The organism is Rhizobium sp. SG_E_25_P2 (assembly GCF_029892285.1).
Lineage (GTDB): Bacteria > Pseudomonadota > Alphaproteobacteria > Rhizobiales > Rhizobiaceae > Rhizobium_E.
Window position 1 is genome coordinate 42,947 of the sequence record NZ_JARXVM010000010.1, and the last position, 17,065, is coordinate 60,011.

Genomic DNA, 17,065 nt, shown 5'->3' on the forward strand with positions numbered 1-17,065 from the left:
TCCTTGAAGAGGTCAGTTGTGCGGCGAAATGGTTAGCGGATCATGAAAATCGCCAGACCGTGGTCTTCTTCACTTCGGAATCTTCCAAAGCTCGCGTCACTGGCACCTCATAGGTGGCTAAAGCCTGCATTCTCTCGCGCGGGCAATAGGCGCGGCCGGGATCTCCGACGATCACCTCTGTTCCCTGTTGTCGCAGTGTTTCGAACCAGGGGATGAGCGCCTCGGCGAAACTCTTGTCATAGAAGACGTCGCCGGCGAGCAGGACATCGGCGTCGACAGGCTGGCCGATGATATTGTTGCCGGAAAATTCGATTTCGACCGCGTTGAGATCGCAGTTGAGCGCGATCGCGGTCTGCGTCCAGGGGTCGATATCGACAGCCGTGACGACGCTCGCGCCCGCTTTCGCAGCGGCAATGGCCACGAGGCCGGAGCCTGAGGCGAAATCGACCACGCGTTTACCCGCCACGCAATCGGGGTGATCGAACACATAACGCGCCAGGCCCTGGCCGCCAGCCCAGGCGAAAGCCCAGAAAGGCGGCGGCAGGCCGATTGCTTCCAGTTCTTCCTCGGTCTTCAGCCAGAGATCATGCGCCTCATCGGCCAGCCGCAGCCGGATTTCAGGCGTATGCGGCGGCGACATCACGCCGGTATTGGCGAGAATGAAGGCGCGCGGCTCGGTTTTCATGGCGAGAGCGGCGGATTGTCCAGGCCGCCCATGCGGCAGACCAGCCGATATTCCTCTTCGGTGACCGGCTGAACCGACAGGCGCGACAGTTTCACCAGCGCCATATTGGCGAGCTCCGGCGTGTTCTTGACCTTTTCCAGCGTCACCGGAATGGGCATGTCGCAGACGGAGCGCACGTCGACGCATTCCCAAGTCGGCACGTCGGCGGTGGAATCGGGATGCGCCAAGGCCGAAACCTCGCAAATGCCGACCACGGCAAGGCCTTCATTGGAATGATAGAAGAAGCCTTTGTCGCCCAGTTTCATCGCCCGCATATTGTTGCGGGCGGCGTAATTGCGCACGCCGTCCCATTCCTGCCCCTTGTCGCCGATGGCTTTCAGATTGTCCCAGGAAAACTTGAACGGCTCGGACTTGAACAGCCAATAGGCCATGATCAGGCCTCCGGATTGTTGAAGACCCAGTTCCACGGCCGGATGTCGACCGAAGCGAAGAGGCCCGCCTTGGCATAGGGGTCGGCGGCGGAAATCGCTTGCGCTTCTTCCAGAGTTTCAGCCTTGACCACGACCAGGCTTCCATTCGGCTTGTTGTCACCGTCCAGGAAAGGGCCGGCGAAGGTCAGCACGCCGGCGGCGTTGATCTCGTTCAGCCAGGCGACATGTTCCGGACGGGTATCCATGCGCAGTTGCAGCGCGCCGGGCTTGTCCTGGCAGAGAAAGGCGAAGAGCATGGGTTTATCCTTTCATTCGGTGGTGATCGGGCGCGTCATCAGCGCATTCATGGCCGATGCGACGTCGAGATTGCCTTCTATGATCGAAGCGACTGCATTTGTCACCGGCATATCGACACCGCGCTCAGTGGCGAGCCGGGCGGCCACGGCTGCCGCGGCGGCGCCTTCCACCAGTTCGCCCGAGGGAAGCACGGCGCGGCCGCTGCGACCCGTCTCGATGCCGAAGCGCAGATTGCGCGATTGATGCGAGGTGGCGGTCAGCACGAGGTCGCCCAGGCCGGACAGGCCGCGCACCGTGTGAGCGTCGCCGCCGAAGGCCGCCGCAAAGCGCGACATTTCAGCAAGCCCGCGCGAGATCAGCGCGGCCCGCGCCGAATCGCCGAGGCCGGCGCCCTCGATGATCCCGCAGGCGATGGCCAGCACATTTTTGAGCGCGCCGCCCAGTTGCACGCCAATGCGATCCGCCGAAGCATAGAGCCGGAATGTCGGGCCTGAAATCAGTCGCGCATGCGCGTCCGCCTCTTCGAGCGTCGCAGACGCCAAGACCATGGCGGTCGGCAGACCCCTGGCGATGTCGGCAGCGAAACCCGGGCCGGAAAGCACCGAAATCCGCCGGCCCGGCAATTCCCGTTCAAGCAAGTTGGTCAGTAATTCGCCCGTCTCGCGATCGATGCCCTTGGCGCAGGTGATCACCGCCATGTTGGGACGCAAATGATCCCCCAGCGCACGCGCCGCCGCCCGCTGCGCCTGGCTCGGCATCACGAAGAGCGCAACGTCCGCCAACTCAAGGCATGAGGCGTCGGAAGAGAAGGAGAGGTCGTCTGGCAGACGCAGCCCGGGCAGATTGCGGGAGTTGACGCCTGTTTTGCGCATGTCTTCACATTGCGCTTCGTCGCGGCAGAGCAGGATGACGTCGGCATTGCCCGAATGGGTCGAGGCCGCGGCGAGCGCTGTGCCGAATGCGCCGGAGCCGACGACGACGAGCCGCTTGCTCATGCCTTGGCGCCTCGTTTGCCGGAGCCGAGCTTGCTTGCCGCATTCTCATCAAGCGGCCAGCGGGAGCGGGGTGAAACGGTGACGGAATCAGCGGGTAGATCGAGCGCCATGCGCTCCAGACCCGCCCAGGCGATCATGGCGGCATTGTCGGTGCACAGGCTGAGCGGCGGCGCGATGAAGCGGAAGCCGTTCTGGTCGGAAATCTCGGTCAGCACGGATCGCAGCGCTTTGTTGGCCGCCACGCCGCCGGCCACCACCAGCGCCGGCGCAATTGCTTCGCCGGCGAAACGTTCCCTGAAGCGCTTCAGGCCTCGACCGATGCGATCGCGCATGGTGCGGCACACGGCGTTCTGGAACGACGCGCAAATATCGGCGACATCCTGGTCGGTGACTGGCTGGGCGGCCTGCGCGGCCTGGCGCACGGCCGTCTTGAGGCCCGAAAAGGAAAAGTCCAGCCGCGCCTCGCCAACCAGCGGACGCGGGAAGGCGAAGCGTTGCGCGTCGCCGGTCTGCGCAGCCTTTTCGACCGCCGGGCCGCCAGGATAGGGCAGGCCGAGCAGTTTTGCGGTCTTGTCGAAGGCTTCGCCCAGCGCATCGTCGATCGTCGTGCCCCAGCGCTCGTAGTCGCCGACGCCCTTGACCAGAATGAGTTGGGTGTGGCCGCCAGACACCAGTAACAGCAGATAGGGAAAAGCGAGCCCGTCGGTCAACCGCGCCGTCAGCGCGTGGCCTTCCAGATGATTGACGGCGTAAAGCGGCTTGCCGGTCGCCATCGATATCGCCTTGCCGGTCATCAGCCCGACAATCAGCCCGCCGATCAACCCGGGGCCAGCCGTGGCCGCCACGGCGTCGATGTCGGACAGCGACATATTGCTGCGGGCGAGCGCTTCGAGGATCAGGCTGTCGAGCGCCTCGACATGGGCGCGGGCGGCGATCTCGGGCACGACGCCGCCATAGGCTGCGTGTTCGTCGAGCTGGGACAGCACCACATCAGCGAGAATCCGACCCGAACCGTCTTGCCCGCGCTCGACCACGGAGGCTGCGGTTTCATCGCAGCTTGTCTCGATGCCGAGAACGCGGAGCACAGCCATCATGGACCCTAAGAATGATTGCGGATGCGGTGAAAGATGATTACTTGGGAGCCGATTACAAGGAAATGCCGCAAATGCAAACAAAAGCTTTCAGGATCGGCACCCGCGGCAGCCCATTGGCGCTTGCCCAGGCGCATGAAACCCGCGACCGGCTGATGTCAGCCCATGGACTGGCGGAAAGCGATTTCGAGATCGTCGTGCTCTCCACCAAAGGCGACCGCGTCACCGACCGGCCGCTGTCGGAAATCGGCGGCAAGGGTCTGTTCACCGCCGAGCTCGAGGAGCAGTTGTCGCGCGGCGAGCTGGATTTCGCGGTGCATTCCTCCAAGGACATGGCGACAAAACTGCCCGAAGGCCTGGCAATCGCCGCCTATCTGCCGCGCGAAGACGTGCGCGATGCTTTTGTGGGGCGCGCAGCGGCCAAGCTGATGGATCTTCCCGAAGGCGCGATGGTCGGCACGGCGTCGCTGCGTCGCCAAGCGCTGGTGCGCATGCTCAGGCCCGACCTCCAGGTCAAGATTTTCCGAGGCCTCGTCGACACGCGGCTCAGAAAACTCGCAGAGGGCGACGCCGACGCCACGCTTTTGGCTTATGCCGGCCTCAAGCGGCTTGGCAAACCCGAGGTCGTCACCGAGCTTCTCGATCCCTCCCTGTTTCCGCCGGCCCCGGCCCAGGGGGCGATCTGTATCGAAGCGCGCGCCGGCGACCGGCGGATTTCCGAATTGTTGGCGCCGATCAATGATCGCGCCACATTCGCCGCGGTCACCTGCGAGCGCGCCTTTCTCGAAGTGCTCGATGGTTCCTGTCGCACTCCGATCGCGGGATTGGCGAGTGTGGATGACGAAAGATTGTCCTTTTCTGGCATGATTCTCACGCCGGATGGCGGGCGTCACCATCGCATTGAGGTCAAAGGTTCTGTCGAAGACTTCGCGGAACTCGGTCGCAAGGCGGGCGTGGAGATTGTCGCCGAAGCCGGTCCAGATTTCTTCGCTTCGTGGAGCTGAGCCATGCGCGTTCTCGTTATCCGTCCAAGGGAACAGGGAGCGGCGACCGCCGAGAAGATCGCCGAGCTCGGACATGAGGCCGTTGTCTTGCCCTTGTTCGAGCCGTTTCACGATCTTGACGCCGCTGTCCAGGCGCTGACCGAGCCGCATGACGTGATCGCGATCACGTCAGCAGAAGCTCTGCGTTGTCTCGCCAAGCTGGGACAGGCGATCGAACATCATTTGGACACGCCTTTGTTCGCCGTCGGCAAGACCACGGCGCGGCATGCGCGAGAACTCGGTTTTACCAAGGTCACCGCGACCCAGGGCGGCGGGGCGGCGCTGGCGGCGGAAATTGCCGGTCGTTTCGTCACTCAGGACGCGTCGGTGCTCTATCTCAGCGCCATCAAGCGCTCTCCGGATTTCGAGGCGACGCTTCAAGAGCACGGTTTCGCCTGCCGCACGGCGGAAGTCTACGGTATGAGCCCAATCGACTATTCGCTGACCGATCAGCAGAAATTGCTGGTGAACAATCCGGTCGACGCGGCATTCCTGTTTTCGAAAGACAATGCCCGCGCTTTTTTCGATCTGGAGGTTTTTCGGCAGAGCAAGGAATCGTTAAGAAAAACGCTGTTCTTCTGCCTCAGCCGCAATATCGCCGCGGCGGTGCCGGAGGAATTCGTAAACAGCGTCGTGGTCAGTCTCAGCCCTGACGAGGACGAATTAATCGATCTTCTCTAGCGTCTTGCCGCGCTGTCTATCGCTTAGGGGCTTGCGGCGCCCGCCTCCGCCGCTAAGGTCAGGAAAAAGGATTGAAGGAAAACGCCATGGAAACGGACAAGCCTCGCCATTCCAGGACCACTGTCGATCCCAAGACGATCGATCTGACCGCCGAATCCGTTCAAGAGGCCGACGGCGCGCCGAAAGCCGAACATGCCGGTGAACCGGCCGGCGCCGCCGCCGCCGTGACCCCGGAAGAGTCCAAGCCCGTCGAGGAAATCTCTACACCCAAGGATGAGCCCCATGCTGCCGCGGCCTCCCGGCCGGCGCCCGGCGGCGCGAGCGGAATTTCCTTGATTGCGGCGAGCCTGATCGGCGGCGTCGTGGCGCTGGCCGGCGCAGCGGGCCTGCAATATTGGGGCGTGCTCGCAGCCTTGGGCGGCAATGAAAAGATCGAGCAGTCGGTCAATCTGGTGTCGTCCGATGTCGAGGCGCTTAAATCCTCCGTGGCTGCCCTGGCGAGCGCCAAGCCGGAGGTCGATCTCACCCCCGTCACCGACAAGATCGCCGCGATCGAGACGCGGCTTCAGGACGTGCCCAAAGCCAACGGCCTGTCGGTGGACGCGGATCAGCGCATTTCTGCACTGTCCCAGCAGATCGCCGCGTTGAAGACCGGTTTTGACGAGGCCCGGAAAGCCGATGACGTGGCCCGCGCGGAGTTGGTCATGCGCCTTGAGGCGTTGGAGAAGAAAGCAGCCGAACCGGGCGACGATGTGGCCGTCGCCGTGGCTATCGCTTCTGCTGGTCTGAAGGCGGCGATCGACCGTGGCGGGCCGTTTTCGACCGAACTCGACACGCTGGCCGCGGTGGCGCCCGACATGCCGGCGCTTGCCGCGCTGCGTCCTTTCGCCGACACCGGCGCCCCGGCGCGCTCCAAGCTGATCGCGTCCTTCCCGGCGACCGCCGATCTGGTGATGGAGGCCTTGAAACCCGAAGATCCCAATCAGAGCATTACCGACCGGCTGCTGGAAAGCGCGTTTTCGGCCATCAAGGTGCGGCCTGTCGGCGATGTCCAGGGCGACCAGCCCGCCGATATTCTGGCGCGAATCGAGGATCGCCTGACCAATGGCGATCTCAAGGCCGCCGCCGCCGAATGGGACAAGCTGCCCGAAGAGGGCCAGAAGGCCGGGGCCTCCTTCCGTCAGGCGCTCGACGCCCGCGTCAAGGTCGAAGACTTGGTGGCGCAGACGCTGACCAATGCGGTGCGCAACACCGATATCAAGGGCTGAAGGAAGGTTTTGAGATGATTCGTATCCTTGTCTTCATCGCTTTTGTCCTCGCTGTCGGTTACGGCTTCTCCTGGCTTGCTGATCGTCCCGGAGATCTGTTCATCATCTGGCAGGGCCAGCGCATCGAGATGACGCTGATGACGGCGGCCGTGCTGGTGTCGGTTCTGATCGCGTCGGTGATGCTGGTGTGGTGGGTGATCCGGGCAATCTGGACCTCACCGCATTCCGTGACGCGCTATTTTCGCGCCCGCAAGCGCGACCGCGGCTATCAGGCGCTGTCGACGGGTCTGATCGCGGTTGGCTCGGGCGACGCGCCGCTGGCGCGCCGCATGCTCGACCGCACCAAGGGTCTTATCCGCGCCGACAGCGAACCGCTCATTCATCTTCTCGAAGCGCAGGCCCTGCTGATCGAAGGCAAGACGGAGGACGCGCGCAAGAAATTCGAGGCCATGGCTGAAGATCCCGAGACGCGCGAACTTGGACTGCGCGGCCTCTATCTCGAAGCCCAGCGTCTCGGCGCGCATGAGGCGGCGCGTCATTACGCCGAAAAGGCGGTCGAAAAGGCGCCGCATCTGCCGTGGGCGGCGGAGGCGACGCTGGAATATCGCACTCAGGCCGGCCGCTTCGACGACGCCATCCGGCTGCTGGAAACGCAGCGGGTGCTGAACGGCATGGACCGCAAGACCCATGACCGGAAGAAAGCCGTGCTGCTTGCCGGCCGGGCGCTATCGCGTCTCGACGGCGATCCCAAGGGCGCGCGGGAAGATGCGGTGCATGCACTGAAACTGTCGCCGGATCTCGTGGCGGCGAGCCTCGTCGCCGCAAAAGCCTATCTGCGCGAAGACAACCAGCGCAAGGCGCTCAGTGTGCTCGAACAGGCCTGGAAGCTCACGCCGCATGCGCAGGTGGCCAGCGCCTATGTGGACGCCGGCGGAGGGTCTGCCGCCGACAAGCTCCGCCGGGCGCAACGCCTGGAAGGCATGCAGTCACATGCTTACGAATCGCTCTACGCCGTCGCCTCTGCCGCGCTCGGCGCGCGTGAATTTGCGTTGGCCCGGGCCAAGGCGGAAGCAGCGGCGCGGATCGACGACCGCGAAAGCGCCTTCCTGCTGATGGCTGACATCGAGGAAGCTGAAACCGGCGATCAGGGCCGTGTACGGCATTGGCTGGCCCAAGCTCTCCGGGCCCCGCGCGATCCGGAATGGGTGGCGGATGGCCAGGCGTCCGATGTCTGGCTGCCATTGTCGCCGGTCAGCGGCAAGCTTGACGCCTATGAGTGGAAAAGCCTTCAACGCGCCCGGCCTGGCGCCATCGAAGACGGCAACCGCGCCGCCGAAGCCTTCAGCCGCCTGCCGGATCGCAGCGAGTCCGTAGTCCGGACGCCTGAGCCTGCACCGGTTGCTCCGCCTGAGCCAGTCGTCGTCGCGGCGGCAGAGCCGGCAGCCGCTTCCGTTGCGCCTGTTTCCCCGCCTCCCGCGCCGGCGCCAGCACAGTCCGCGCCGCGCAAGGCTTCTCAGCCAGCCGAGGAGCCGGTTCAGCCATTCTTCGGGCGTCCGCCTGACGATCCCGGCGTGAAGCAACCGAAAGCCGCTGACGGCGCGCGGCTGTTCTGACCACCCTGGAGTATGCTGGATGTTCGAGAAACTGATGGGGTTCCTCAATGCGCTGGGCGGCGAGACGCCGAAGGTGGAGCCTGACAGTCCCGCCGTGGCGGTGATCGCGCTGGCGCTTAGCGTCATCCATGCCGATGGCGTGGTCAAAACCGCCGAAGAGCAGATGCTCGAAAAAGTGATCCGCGATTATTTCAATCTCAGTGGTCCGGAATTTCGCGACCTGCTTGCCGCCGCCCGCCAGCAGGAAGAGGAAGCGGTGGACTTCTTCCGCTTCACCTCAAGGATCAACAAGGCGCTGGACGAGCGCCAGAAGCTGGAATTCATCGGCATGCTCTGGCAGATTGTCCATGCCGATCACGAGCGTAATGAACTTGAGGATCACCTGATCTGGCGGATCGCCGAATTGATCGGCGTGTCCGGCCGCGACAGGGTCACCAAGCGCATGGAGGTCGAGCGTGGTCTCGACGATCACGAGGAGATGTCCTGAAGGCATGTTGCGTCAGCCAACCCAGACCAAGAAGGTCGATGACCGCCCGGTTCTGATCGTTTTGCATCAAGAGCGTTCGACGCCCGGACGCGCCGGACAGATGCTGGAAGCGAAAGGCTACCGGCTCGATATTCGCCGCCCGGCGCTCGGCCAGAAGTTACCCGACACGTTGCGCAATCACGCCGGGGCCGTGGTGTTCGGCGGTCCTCAAAGCGCCAATGACGATCTCGATTACGTGAAGGCCGAGATCGACTGGATCAAGGTGCCGCTATCGGAAAACAAGCCCTATCTCGGCATCTGCCTGGGCGCGCAAATGCTGGTCAAGCATCTCGGCGGCAGGGTGGAAAGTCACACGGAGGGCAAGACGGAGATCGGCTGGTATCCGATTTCCGCCACCGGCGACGGCGCAAAACTGATGGACTGGCCGTCGATGGTTTATCACTTCCATCGCGAAGGTTTCGACCTGCCGTCTGGAGCGGTGCGGCTGGCGCAAGGCGACACCTATGAAAACCAGGCCATCCGTTATGGTGAAAACGCCTGGGGTGTGCAGTTTCACGGCGAGTTGACGCGCATGATGATGCATCGCTGGGTGGTGCATGGCGCGCATCGCTTCGAATTGCCAAACGCCCAGACGGGTGACAAGCATCTCGAAGGCCGCTTCCTGCATGATCAAGCGCTGAAGATGTGGATGTCGAACATGCTCGATCTGGTCTTCGGTCATCGCCTGATCGGCTCGCAGAGCGCGGGCGGCTGATCAGTCCCGAACCGGCGCGTCCAGCGTGTCGATCTTGCGCAATTGCGGAAACAGCCAGGCCCAGCCGACCGACACCATAAGTGCGCCGACGCCGCCGATCACCACGGCCGGCACGGCGCCGAAGCCCCAGGCCATGACGCCGGCGCGGGCTTCGCCCAATTCGTTGGAAGCGCCGATGAACACCGAATTGACGGCGTTGACGCGGCCGCGCACCTCGTCCGGGGTCCACAGCGCCAGAAGCGTTTCGCGCACATAGACCGAGATCATGTCGCCCGCGCCCATGACCACCAGCGCCGCAATCGACAGCCATGCGGTCTGAGACAGGCCGAACACCAGCGTTCCCAGGCCAAACACCGCAACCCCGATGAACATGGTGACCCCGGCGCTCTTCTTGATGGGGAAGCTCGCGAGATAGATCGCCATGACGATCGCGCCGATGCCCGGGGCTGCGCGCAGGAGGCCGAGGCCGAACGGGCCGAGAACGAGAATGTCGGAGGCGAAGACCGGCATCAGCGCCACCGCGCCGCCGAGCAGTACGACGAAGAGATCGAGCGAGATCGCGCCCAGAACCACCTTTTCATGGCGGATGAAGCCGAAGCCGGCGACGATATAGGCCCAGCTCTTGTCCTCAGAAACCGTCTTCTGGCTGGGCTTGGGCACGAGAAAGATCATGATCGCGCCGGCCGCCATGAAGACGAAGGCGACGCTGTAGGCGATGACGGGGCCTATGCCGTAGAGCAGGCCGCCTGCCATCGGGCCGACGATCGACGCGGTCTGCCAGGACGAGGCGTTCCAGGCAAATGAGTTGGCCAGATCCTTTTCCGGAACCAGGTTCGGGGCGAGCGATTGCACCGCCGGGCCCATGAAGGCGCGTTCGATGCCGAAGATGGTGAGGATGGCGAAGACCAGAGCCGGCGCGAAGGCGTCGGCGACCGTGAGCGCGAGCAACGCTGCGGCGCAGGCGGCGCTGATCGCCAGGCAGATCGCCACGATGGCGCGTCGGTTGTAGCGGTCGGCGACCGAGCCGGTGACCAGGATCAGCAGAAGCGAGGGTAGAAACTGCACCAGCCCGATCAGTCCGAGAAACAGCGTGCTCTTGGTGACCTCATACATCTGCCAGCCAACGGCCACGGAAATGATCTGGATGGCGAAGGCGGCGAGGAAACGGGCGAAAAAGAACAGGGTGTAGGACCGATGCCGGAAGGCGGCAAAGCGGTCTTCCGCTGCGGCAAGTGACATTGGGAATATTTCCTCGATTGATCCGGCCTCTGAAATGCGGGCCATTAAGCATGAAAGAGGCGGCGCGCAAGCTCGCCCTTGCCCGATAAAGACCGGTTCATTACATGTCTGTCAACGTTTAATCGGAGCAGACCATGCTGGCCATTCTCAATACGATCCTGTTCGCGCTGAACCTCTATATCTGGATCCTCATCGCCTCGGCGATCTTCTCCTGGCTCTATGCCTTCAACGTCATCAATTCGCGCAACCAGTTCGTCGGCATGATTGGGCAGGCGCTGTCCGCCTTGACCGAGCCGGTGCTGCGACCCATCCGCCGCTTCATGCCCAATCTCGGCGGCGTCGACATTTCGCCGATCGTGGTCTTCATCCTGATCTACTTCCTGCAGCAGGTCATCATCCTCTATCTCTATCCGATGGCGGCCGGTTACTAAGTGGCGCCTGCGCCTTTTCTGCGTCTCGCCGTGCGGCTGACGCCAAACGGCGGGCGCGACGTTGTCGAAGGCTTCGAGACAGATGCGGCTGGCGAACGCTGGCTCAAGGCGCGCGTGCGCGCCGTCCCCGAAGACGGCAAGGCCAACAAGGCGCTGATCGAGCTTCTGGCCAAGACTCTCAAACTGCCGAAATCGGCGATATCCTTCATATCAGGCGAAACATCGCGCAAAAAAATCCTCCGGATCGACGCCGACCCGGAGGATGTGATGACGAAACTCGGCAGCTCCTGAGGCTTACTTGGCCTTTTCGGCCTTGGCGCGCTCGATGGCTTCAACGATCAGTTCCTTGGCGCGGGCAGCGCCTTCCCAACCGAACAGCTTGACCCATTTGCCGGGCTCGAGATCCTTGTAGTGCTGGAAGAAGTGCTCGATCTGCTTGACGGAGATTTCCGGCAGGTCAGTGTATTCGTGCACCTTTTCATAGCGCAGCGTCAGCTTGGGCGAGGGGACGGCGATGATCTTCTCGTCCTTGCCGGAATTGTCTTCCATCATCAGCACGCCGATCGGGCGGACATTGATGACACAACCCGGCACCAGCGGACGGGTCGAGGCGATAAGCACGTCGATCGGGTCGCCGTCTTCCGACAGCGTGTGCGGCACGAAGCCGTAATTGCCCGGATAGGTCATCGGCGTGTAGAGGAAGCGGTCGACCACCAGCGTTCCGGCCTCCTTATCCATCTCATACTTGATCGGATGACCGCCGACTGGCACTTCCACGATCACATTGATGTCTTCGGGGGGATTGTTGCCGATGGATACTGCGTCGATGCGCATAAGTGCCTCCGCTGTGTGAAAAATTCCGCATTGCGATAGACGAAAAACCGGGGGAAGACAACAAGACCATTGGACAAAAGCGTCTATGCTTTTCGCTCTGGCGCCGCCTGTTGCATGATGTACCATGGGCGGGCGCCGATTGCTCAACGGGGAATGACTGCAAACGGGAGAAGATGATGAGGATGGGTTCCACAGGCAAGATGTATCGGCTCATCTGTGCGTTCCTGATCGGGCTTCTGGCAGGGCCGGCGCTTGGGCAGGAAAGCGTCTATACCGATCTCGACCTCGACGCCTGCACATCCATCAATCCGTCGTCCGAGGACGAACCTGGCGGCTTCGCCTCGCTGCGTTGCAAGGGATTGGGAGGTCTTCCGGTCTATTTCAAGGAGTTCGACCTGCGTCAGAGCGCCTATTTCGGATCTGTCTCGCCACGGATAATCGACGAGGCGGGGGAGACGTTCTCAACCTTCAACCATATCGGCAACAAGGTCGAATGGCGGCTCGGCGCTGACGGACGTCCCTATGCCGCCATCCTACGCTGGTTCATCGAAAACAGCGATCCCGGCACGGGCATGCCCGACAAGGCCTTCTGGGGTCAGGTTCTGGTCGTGTCGAAAGTCGCCGCCGATCAGGACGGCATGGGCTGTGTGGCGGGCTATGTCGATGCGCTCGCCAATCCGGAGCCAAATCTTCTGGCGCGCCAGGTGGCCGATGACGTTGCTCGCGGTTTTAGCTGCGGCGTCGATCGAGCGACCTATCACGGAGAGCGTGGCGAAAAGGCCGGTGAGCCGTCCTACAGCTTTCCAACGCCCTGATTGTTCACGGCGAGTGAATTCAATTCGGCCAGATGAAGCCCAGCTTCCTGAGCGCGGCGTCGCCAAAATCTTCCATGCCCTCGGCGACGTCGAGGCCGCCGCTGGCGCGGAAGAAGGTGACCGCGTGCTCGCTGTCCTCAAGGCACCAGGCGGCAAGTCCGCGCATGCCCAGACCCTTCAGTATCGCCCTGGCCTCGCGGAACATATAACTGCCCAGGCCCGTTCCCTGGAATTCCGGCAGGATGTAGAGTTCATAGATCTCGCCGTCCTGCTTCAGCGCGGGCGCCCTGTTGACGCCAATCGTCGTATAGCCGGCGATGGTTCCGCCGATGTCGAGCAAAAGCAGCGTCGACGGGCCTTGCGCGGCGCGGCGCCACCAGTCTTCCTTACGGCGTTCGAGCATCTGCAGCAGCGCCCGGTGAGGAATGAGACCGCTATAGGCGTGCATCCAGGATTGCCGATGGGTCTCGGCCACGGCGCGCGCATCGGAAGCATCCGCCCGCCGCAATTCGATCGACAACGTCTTCATAACGCTACACCCATATGCCGGCCCCGGATCATCCGGACCTACTCCAAATACCACCCGCGCGCCCAGCGACGCAGAGCGTGAAAGTTAACGCGGAATTAAGCTGCGCCGCAAGTCGTGTTTGGTCGTTGCCCATAGAAAAGCCCGGCCGCTTGGAAGCGGCCGGGCCAAATGGTTAATGCGGAACGCCCGTATATCAGGCAGCGCCGATGCTTTTCGCCATGCGCTTGCGGTCATTGGCGTCGAGATACATCTTGCGAAGGCGGATCGACTTCGGAGTGACTTCCATCAGTTCGTCGTCCTGGATCCAGGACAGAGCGCGGTCGAGCGTCATGCGGATCGGCGGGGTCAGCTTGACGGCCTCATCCTTGCCGGCGGCGCGGATGTTGGTCAGCTGCTTGCCCTTGAGGACGTTGACTTCGAGATCGTTGTCACGGGTGTGGATGCCGATGATCATACCGGCATAGACCTTTTCACCCGGCTCGATGATCATCGGGCCGCGATCTTCGAGGTTGAACATGGCGTAGGCCACGGCTTCGCCGGAACCATTCGACAACAGGACGCCGTTGATGCGGCCGGCGATCTGGCCCTTATAGGGCTGATAGTCGTGGAACAGCCGGTTCATGATCGCGGTGCCGCGTGTGTCGGTCAGCAGTTCCGACTGGTAGCCGATCAGGCCGCGGGTCGGGGCCAGGAACTTCAGACGAATACGATTGCCGCCCGAAGGACGCAGTTCGGTCATTTCGGCCTTGCGCTCGGACATTTTCTGCACAACGACGCCGGAATGTTCTTCATCGACGTCGATGACGACTTCTTCGATCGGCTCGAGAAGCGCGCCGCTCTCATCCTTGTGCATGACGACGCGCGGACGCGACACGGCAAGTTCGAAGCCTTCGCGGCGCATGGTTTCGATGAGCACGGCCAGCTGAAGTTCGCCGCGGCCGGACACGAAGAACGAATCCTTGCCTTCGGCTTCTTCGATCTTCAGCGCGACATTGCCTTCCGCTTCCTTGAACAGGCGGTCGCGGATGACGCGGCTGGTGACCTTGTCGCCTTCGGTGCCGGCGAGCGGGCTGTCATTGACGATGAAGGACATGGTGACGGTCGGCGGATCGATCGGCTGGGCGGTCAGCGCTTCGGTGACCGAGGGGTCGCAGAAGGTGTCGGCGACGGTGCCCTTGGAGAGGCCGGCGATGGCGACGATGTCGCCCGCATGGGCTTCGTCCAGCGTCGTGCGCTCAATGCCGCGGAAGGCCAGGATCTTGGTGATGCGGCCGGTTTCGATGGTCTTGCCGTCCTGGCCGAGAACCTTCACCGCCTGGTTCGGCTTGATCGAGCCGGAATGGATGCGGCCGGTGATGATGCGGCCCAAGAAGGGGTTGGCTTCGAGAATGGTGCCGATCATGCGGAAGGCGCCATCTTCATCGCCGACGCTGGGCTCGGGGACGTGCTTGAGCACGAGATCGAGCAGCGGCGCCAGACCGTCTTCCTTCGGGCCTTCCGGATTGACGTTCATCCAGCCATCGCGGCCGGAACCGTAAAGGATCGGGAAGTCGAGCTGTTCGTCGGTGGCGTCGAGATTGGCGAACAGGTCGAAGACTTCGTTGATGACTTCCTCATGGCGGCCATCGGGACGGTCGATCTTGTTGATCGCCACGATCGGGCGAAGGCCGACCTTCAGCGCCTTGGAGACCACGAATTTGGTCTGCGGCATCGGACCTTCCGAGGAGTCGACCAGAACGATGGCGCCGTCCACCATCGACAGGATGCGTTCGACTTCGCCGCCGAAGTCGGCGTGGCCTGGGGTGTCGACGATGTTGATGCGCACGCCCTTCCACTCGATCGACGTGGCCTTGGCGAGAATGGTGATGCCGCGCTCTTTTTCGAGATCGTTGGAGTCCATCATGCGCTCGACCGTGCGCTGGTTGTCGCGGAACGAGCCGGACTGCTTCAGAAGTTCGTCGACAAGCGTCGTCTTCCCATGGTCAACGTGTGCGATAATCGCGATATTACGCATTTTCATGATGTGGATCTCTGAGTTCGGGGGCGCGGCAAAGGAAGCGGCGCCAATTGTTTGGCGGCCTCATACCCTTTTTTTTGCAAATGCGAAAGGGGGAGGCTTGATAAAGTCTAAACGCGGTGAATCCCGCCGCTTCCTCAACAACAACGAGGCTCCCCGCGCGGGACGCGGAGAGCCGGCGATATCCAGGCGCAGATCTCAGGCGAAGCGCGTGGGATCGAGCGTGATCTTCCAGAGTTCCTTGTCGGCGCGGTCCATCAGCCGCACAGTCAGCTGTTCCGTCTGGCCGTCGATGTCGACCAGGCCGAAGAACTGCATGCCTGCTGACGGCGGCAGATTCTGGCCTTGCTCCGCCGTCGGCGCGGAGACGAATTTCACTTCAGGACCGAAGGTCATGTCGAGATCGTTCGGACCGAAAGTGCCGGCATGAAGCGGACCCGAGACGAATTCCCAGAAGGGGTCGAATTCCTTGAAGGCGGCGCGCGACGGGTCGTAGTGATGGGCGGCGGTGTAATGGACATCCGCGGTCAGCCAGACGGTGTTGGTCACGCCGGCGCTCTTGATGAAGCGCAGCAGTTCGGCGAATTCCAGTTCGCGGCCGAGAGGAGCGCCGTTGTCGGCGTTGGCAACGGCTTCCTGGCCCTTCTTTTCCTTGAAGTTATCCCAGACGACGAGGCCGATCGGCATGTCGCAGGCAAGAACCTTCCAGGTGGCGTTGGAGGCGGCGAGTTCCCGCTTCAGCCATGCCATCTGCTCGGCGCCGATGATGCGCGCTTTGTCCGACAGCGTGGTTTCCTTGTCGTCGCCATTCGGGCCGCGATAGGAGCGCAGGTCGATGAAGAACACGTCGAGCAGCGGACCATAGGCGATCTTGCGATAGACGCGGCCGGGCTCCGCCGGCGTATAGCGGATCGGCGTCATTTCATGGAAAGCGCGTGCGGCGCGGGCGGCCAGCACATGCACCGATTTTTCGGTGTAGCGGTCGTCGCCCATGAGATTTTTGGAATCCGACCAGTTGTTGACCACTTCATGGTCGTCCCACTGGAAGAAGGTCGGACAGACGGCGTTCAATGTCCGGACATGCTCGTCCATCATATTGTATTTCCACTGACCACGATATTCGGCCAGCGTTTCGGCGACCTTGCGCTTTTCGTCGATGACGATTTTGTTAACCCATTTCGGCGCGCCCTTCACCTCGACATCATCCTTCAACGGGCCATCGGCATAGATCGTGTCGCCGGAATGGATGAAGAAGTCGGGCGTGTGCTTGGCCATGGCGGCGTAGGTCAGCATGCCCGTTTCATCGATGCCCCAACCCTGACCCACAGTATCGCCCGACCAGGCGAAGCGGATATTGCGGCGGGAGGTGGGAGCGGTGCGGAAGCGGCCGATGAGCGGCTCAGACGTCAGGTTGATGTCCTGCAGGTCGGCGGCGACGAAGCGGTAGAAAATGTCCTGATCGGACGGCAGGTTCTCGATCAGGCGCTTGGCGGTGAAATCGCCTTCGGGGCCGACATCGAGCGGAGCCAGACGACGCGCGTCCTTGAAGCTCTCGACGGTCGAGACGTCCATCTGGATGCGGCTCGGACGATCCGTGCGGGTCCAGATCATGCCGGAATTTGTGTCGACATCGCCGGACTGGACGCCATGGGTGAAGACGGGGCGCTGGGCGGCGCGGACATAGGCGGGCAAAGCAAGGCCGGAAGCCGCGACCAGACCGGTCGCGCCGACGCCGCGCATCAGCGTGCGGCGGGTGACGGATTTCAAAATGCCTGACATTGATCTCTCCTGTTTGAAATTTGGCGCGGGACGCCGGGCGTCCAGCGCGCAACACAAACAGGTTTTGATGTCAGCG

At 62.6% G+C, this 17,065-nt stretch carries 19 protein-coding genes; 9 read left to right on the forward strand and 10 right to left on the reverse strand.

Annotation, left to right across the window (positions count from 1 at the left end; all coding sequences use genetic code 11):
• Positions 1 to 40: 40 nt before the first annotated feature.
• The 5 genes from M2360_RS14860 to tsaD are packed head-to-tail and all read right to left on the reverse strand — an operon-like array spanning position 41 to position 3,502.
• Entirely contained in the window at positions 41 to 685 is a 645-nt protein-coding gene (locus M2360_RS14860; RefSeq protein ID WP_280776028.1) for a methyltransferase, read from the reverse strand.
• Complete coding sequence (locus tag M2360_RS14865) at positions 682 to 1,116, reverse strand: EVE domain-containing protein (RefSeq protein WP_280776030.1); 435 nt, start codon at positions 1,114 to 1,116, stop codon at positions 682 to 684. The genes M2360_RS14860 and M2360_RS14865 overlap by 4 nt, the downstream gene beginning before the upstream one ends.
• A 2-nt stretch (positions 1,117 to 1,118) precedes the next feature.
• The gene (locus M2360_RS14870) at positions 1,119 to 1,412 is read right to left on the reverse strand and encodes a YciI-like protein (protein WP_280776031.1); all 294 of its coding nucleotides are present in this window, start codon (positions 1,410 to 1,412) and stop codon (positions 1,119 to 1,121) included.
• Positions 1,413 to 1,424: 12 nt separating this feature from the next.
• The gene (locus M2360_RS14875) at positions 1,425 to 2,408 is read right to left on the reverse strand and encodes an NAD(P)H-dependent glycerol-3-phosphate dehydrogenase (RefSeq protein ID WP_280776033.1); all 984 of its coding nucleotides are present in this window, start codon (positions 2,406 to 2,408) and stop codon (positions 1,425 to 1,427) included.
• Positions 2,405 to 3,502, reverse strand: a complete 1,098-nt coding sequence (tsaD, locus tag M2360_RS14880) for a tRNA (adenosine(37)-N6)-threonylcarbamoyltransferase complex transferase subunit TsaD (protein ID WP_280776034.1) — start codon at positions 3,500 to 3,502, stop codon at positions 2,405 to 2,407. Before tsaD ends, M2360_RS14875 begins: the two co-directional genes overlap by 4 nt.
• A gap of 71 nt (positions 3,503 to 3,573) precedes the next feature.
• Between tsaD and hemC the strand changes: the two genes are divergently transcribed.
• From hemC to M2360_RS14910, 6 genes are all read left to right on the forward strand, one after another.
• A complete protein-coding gene (gene hemC / locus M2360_RS14885; RefSeq protein ID WP_280776035.1) occupies positions 3,574 to 4,503 on the forward strand; it encodes a hydroxymethylbilane synthase in 930 nt (309 codons plus the stop codon).
• A gap of 3 nt (positions 4,504 to 4,506) precedes the next feature.
• On the forward strand, positions 4,507 to 5,223 hold the full coding sequence (locus M2360_RS14890; RefSeq protein WP_280776036.1) for a uroporphyrinogen-III synthase: 717 nt from the start codon (positions 4,507 to 4,509) through the stop codon (positions 5,221 to 5,223).
• Between the two features lie 86 nt (positions 5,224 to 5,309).
• A complete protein-coding gene (locus tag M2360_RS14895; RefSeq protein WP_280776037.1) occupies positions 5,310 to 6,491 on the forward strand; it encodes a hypothetical protein in 1,182 nt (393 codons plus the stop codon).
• A 14-nt stretch (positions 6,492 to 6,505) separates the two neighbouring features.
• Positions 6,506 to 8,104 (forward strand): heme biosynthesis protein HemY, encoded by a 1,599-nt coding sequence (locus M2360_RS14900; protein WP_280776038.1) that lies wholly within the window; start codon positions 6,506 to 6,508, stop codon positions 8,102 to 8,104.
• Positions 8,105 to 8,123: 19 nt separating this feature from the next.
• A complete protein-coding gene (locus M2360_RS14905) occupies positions 8,124 to 8,591 on the forward strand; it encodes a TerB family tellurite resistance protein (protein WP_280776040.1) in 468 nt (155 codons plus the stop codon).
• Positions 8,592 to 8,595: 4 nt separating this feature from the next.
• Positions 8,596 to 9,345: a glutamine amidotransferase gene (locus M2360_RS14910; protein ID WP_280776041.1), complete on the forward strand. Its 750-nt coding sequence runs from the start codon at positions 8,596 to 8,598 to the stop codon at positions 9,343 to 9,345.
• On the opposite strand, the gene M2360_RS14915 is transcribed toward M2360_RS14910, so the two are convergent.
• On the reverse strand, positions 9,346 to 10,584 hold the full coding sequence (locus M2360_RS14915) for an MFS transporter (protein ID WP_280776042.1): 1,239 nt from the start codon (positions 10,582 to 10,584) through the stop codon (positions 9,346 to 9,348).
• Between the two features lie 134 nt (positions 10,585 to 10,718).
• Here M2360_RS14915 and M2360_RS14920 point away from each other — a divergent pair, with 134 nt between their 5' ends.
• Together M2360_RS14920 and M2360_RS14925 are read left to right on the forward strand one after the other, a co-directional pair.
• The gene (locus M2360_RS14920) at positions 10,719 to 11,015 is read left to right on the forward strand and encodes a YggT family protein (RefSeq protein WP_280776043.1); all 297 of its coding nucleotides are present in this window, start codon (positions 10,719 to 10,721) and stop codon (positions 11,013 to 11,015) included.
• Positions 11,016 to 11,306, forward strand: a complete 291-nt coding sequence (locus tag M2360_RS14925; protein ID WP_280776045.1) for a DUF167 family protein — start codon at positions 11,016 to 11,018, stop codon at positions 11,304 to 11,306.
• Between the two features lie 3 nt (positions 11,307 to 11,309).
• Here M2360_RS14925 and ppa read toward each other — a convergent pair whose 3' ends face one another.
• Positions 11,310 to 11,849, reverse strand: coding sequence for an inorganic diphosphatase (gene ppa / locus M2360_RS14930; RefSeq protein WP_280776047.1), 540 nt, complete (start codon positions 11,847 to 11,849; stop codon positions 11,310 to 11,312).
• Positions 11,850 to 12,025: 176 nt separating this feature from the next.
• Between ppa and M2360_RS14935 the strand changes: the two genes are divergently transcribed.
• Positions 12,026 to 12,664 carry a hypothetical protein gene (locus M2360_RS14935; protein WP_280776048.1) on the forward strand — a complete coding sequence of 213 codons (639 nt, stop codon included), beginning with the start codon at positions 12,026 to 12,028 and terminating at the stop codon, positions 12,662 to 12,664.
• A 19-nt stretch (positions 12,665 to 12,683) separates the two neighbouring features.
• Here the strand turns inward: M2360_RS14935 and M2360_RS14940 are convergent, their stop codons facing one another.
• The 3 genes from M2360_RS14940 to M2360_RS14950 form a co-directional block, all read right to left on the reverse strand.
• Positions 12,684 to 13,193, reverse strand: a complete 510-nt coding sequence (locus tag M2360_RS14940) for a GNAT family N-acetyltransferase (RefSeq protein WP_280776050.1) — start codon at positions 13,191 to 13,193, stop codon at positions 12,684 to 12,686.
• Positions 13,194 to 13,386: 193 nt separating this feature from the next.
• Entirely contained in the window at positions 13,387 to 15,213 is a 1,827-nt protein-coding gene (typA, locus tag M2360_RS14945) for a translational GTPase TypA (RefSeq protein WP_280776051.1), read from the reverse strand.
• A 195-nt stretch (positions 15,214 to 15,408) separates the two neighbouring features.
• Entirely contained in the window at positions 15,409 to 16,989 is a 1,581-nt protein-coding gene (locus tag M2360_RS14950) for an alkaline phosphatase (protein ID WP_280776052.1), read from the reverse strand.
• Between the last annotated feature and the right edge of the window lie 76 nt (positions 16,990 to 17,065).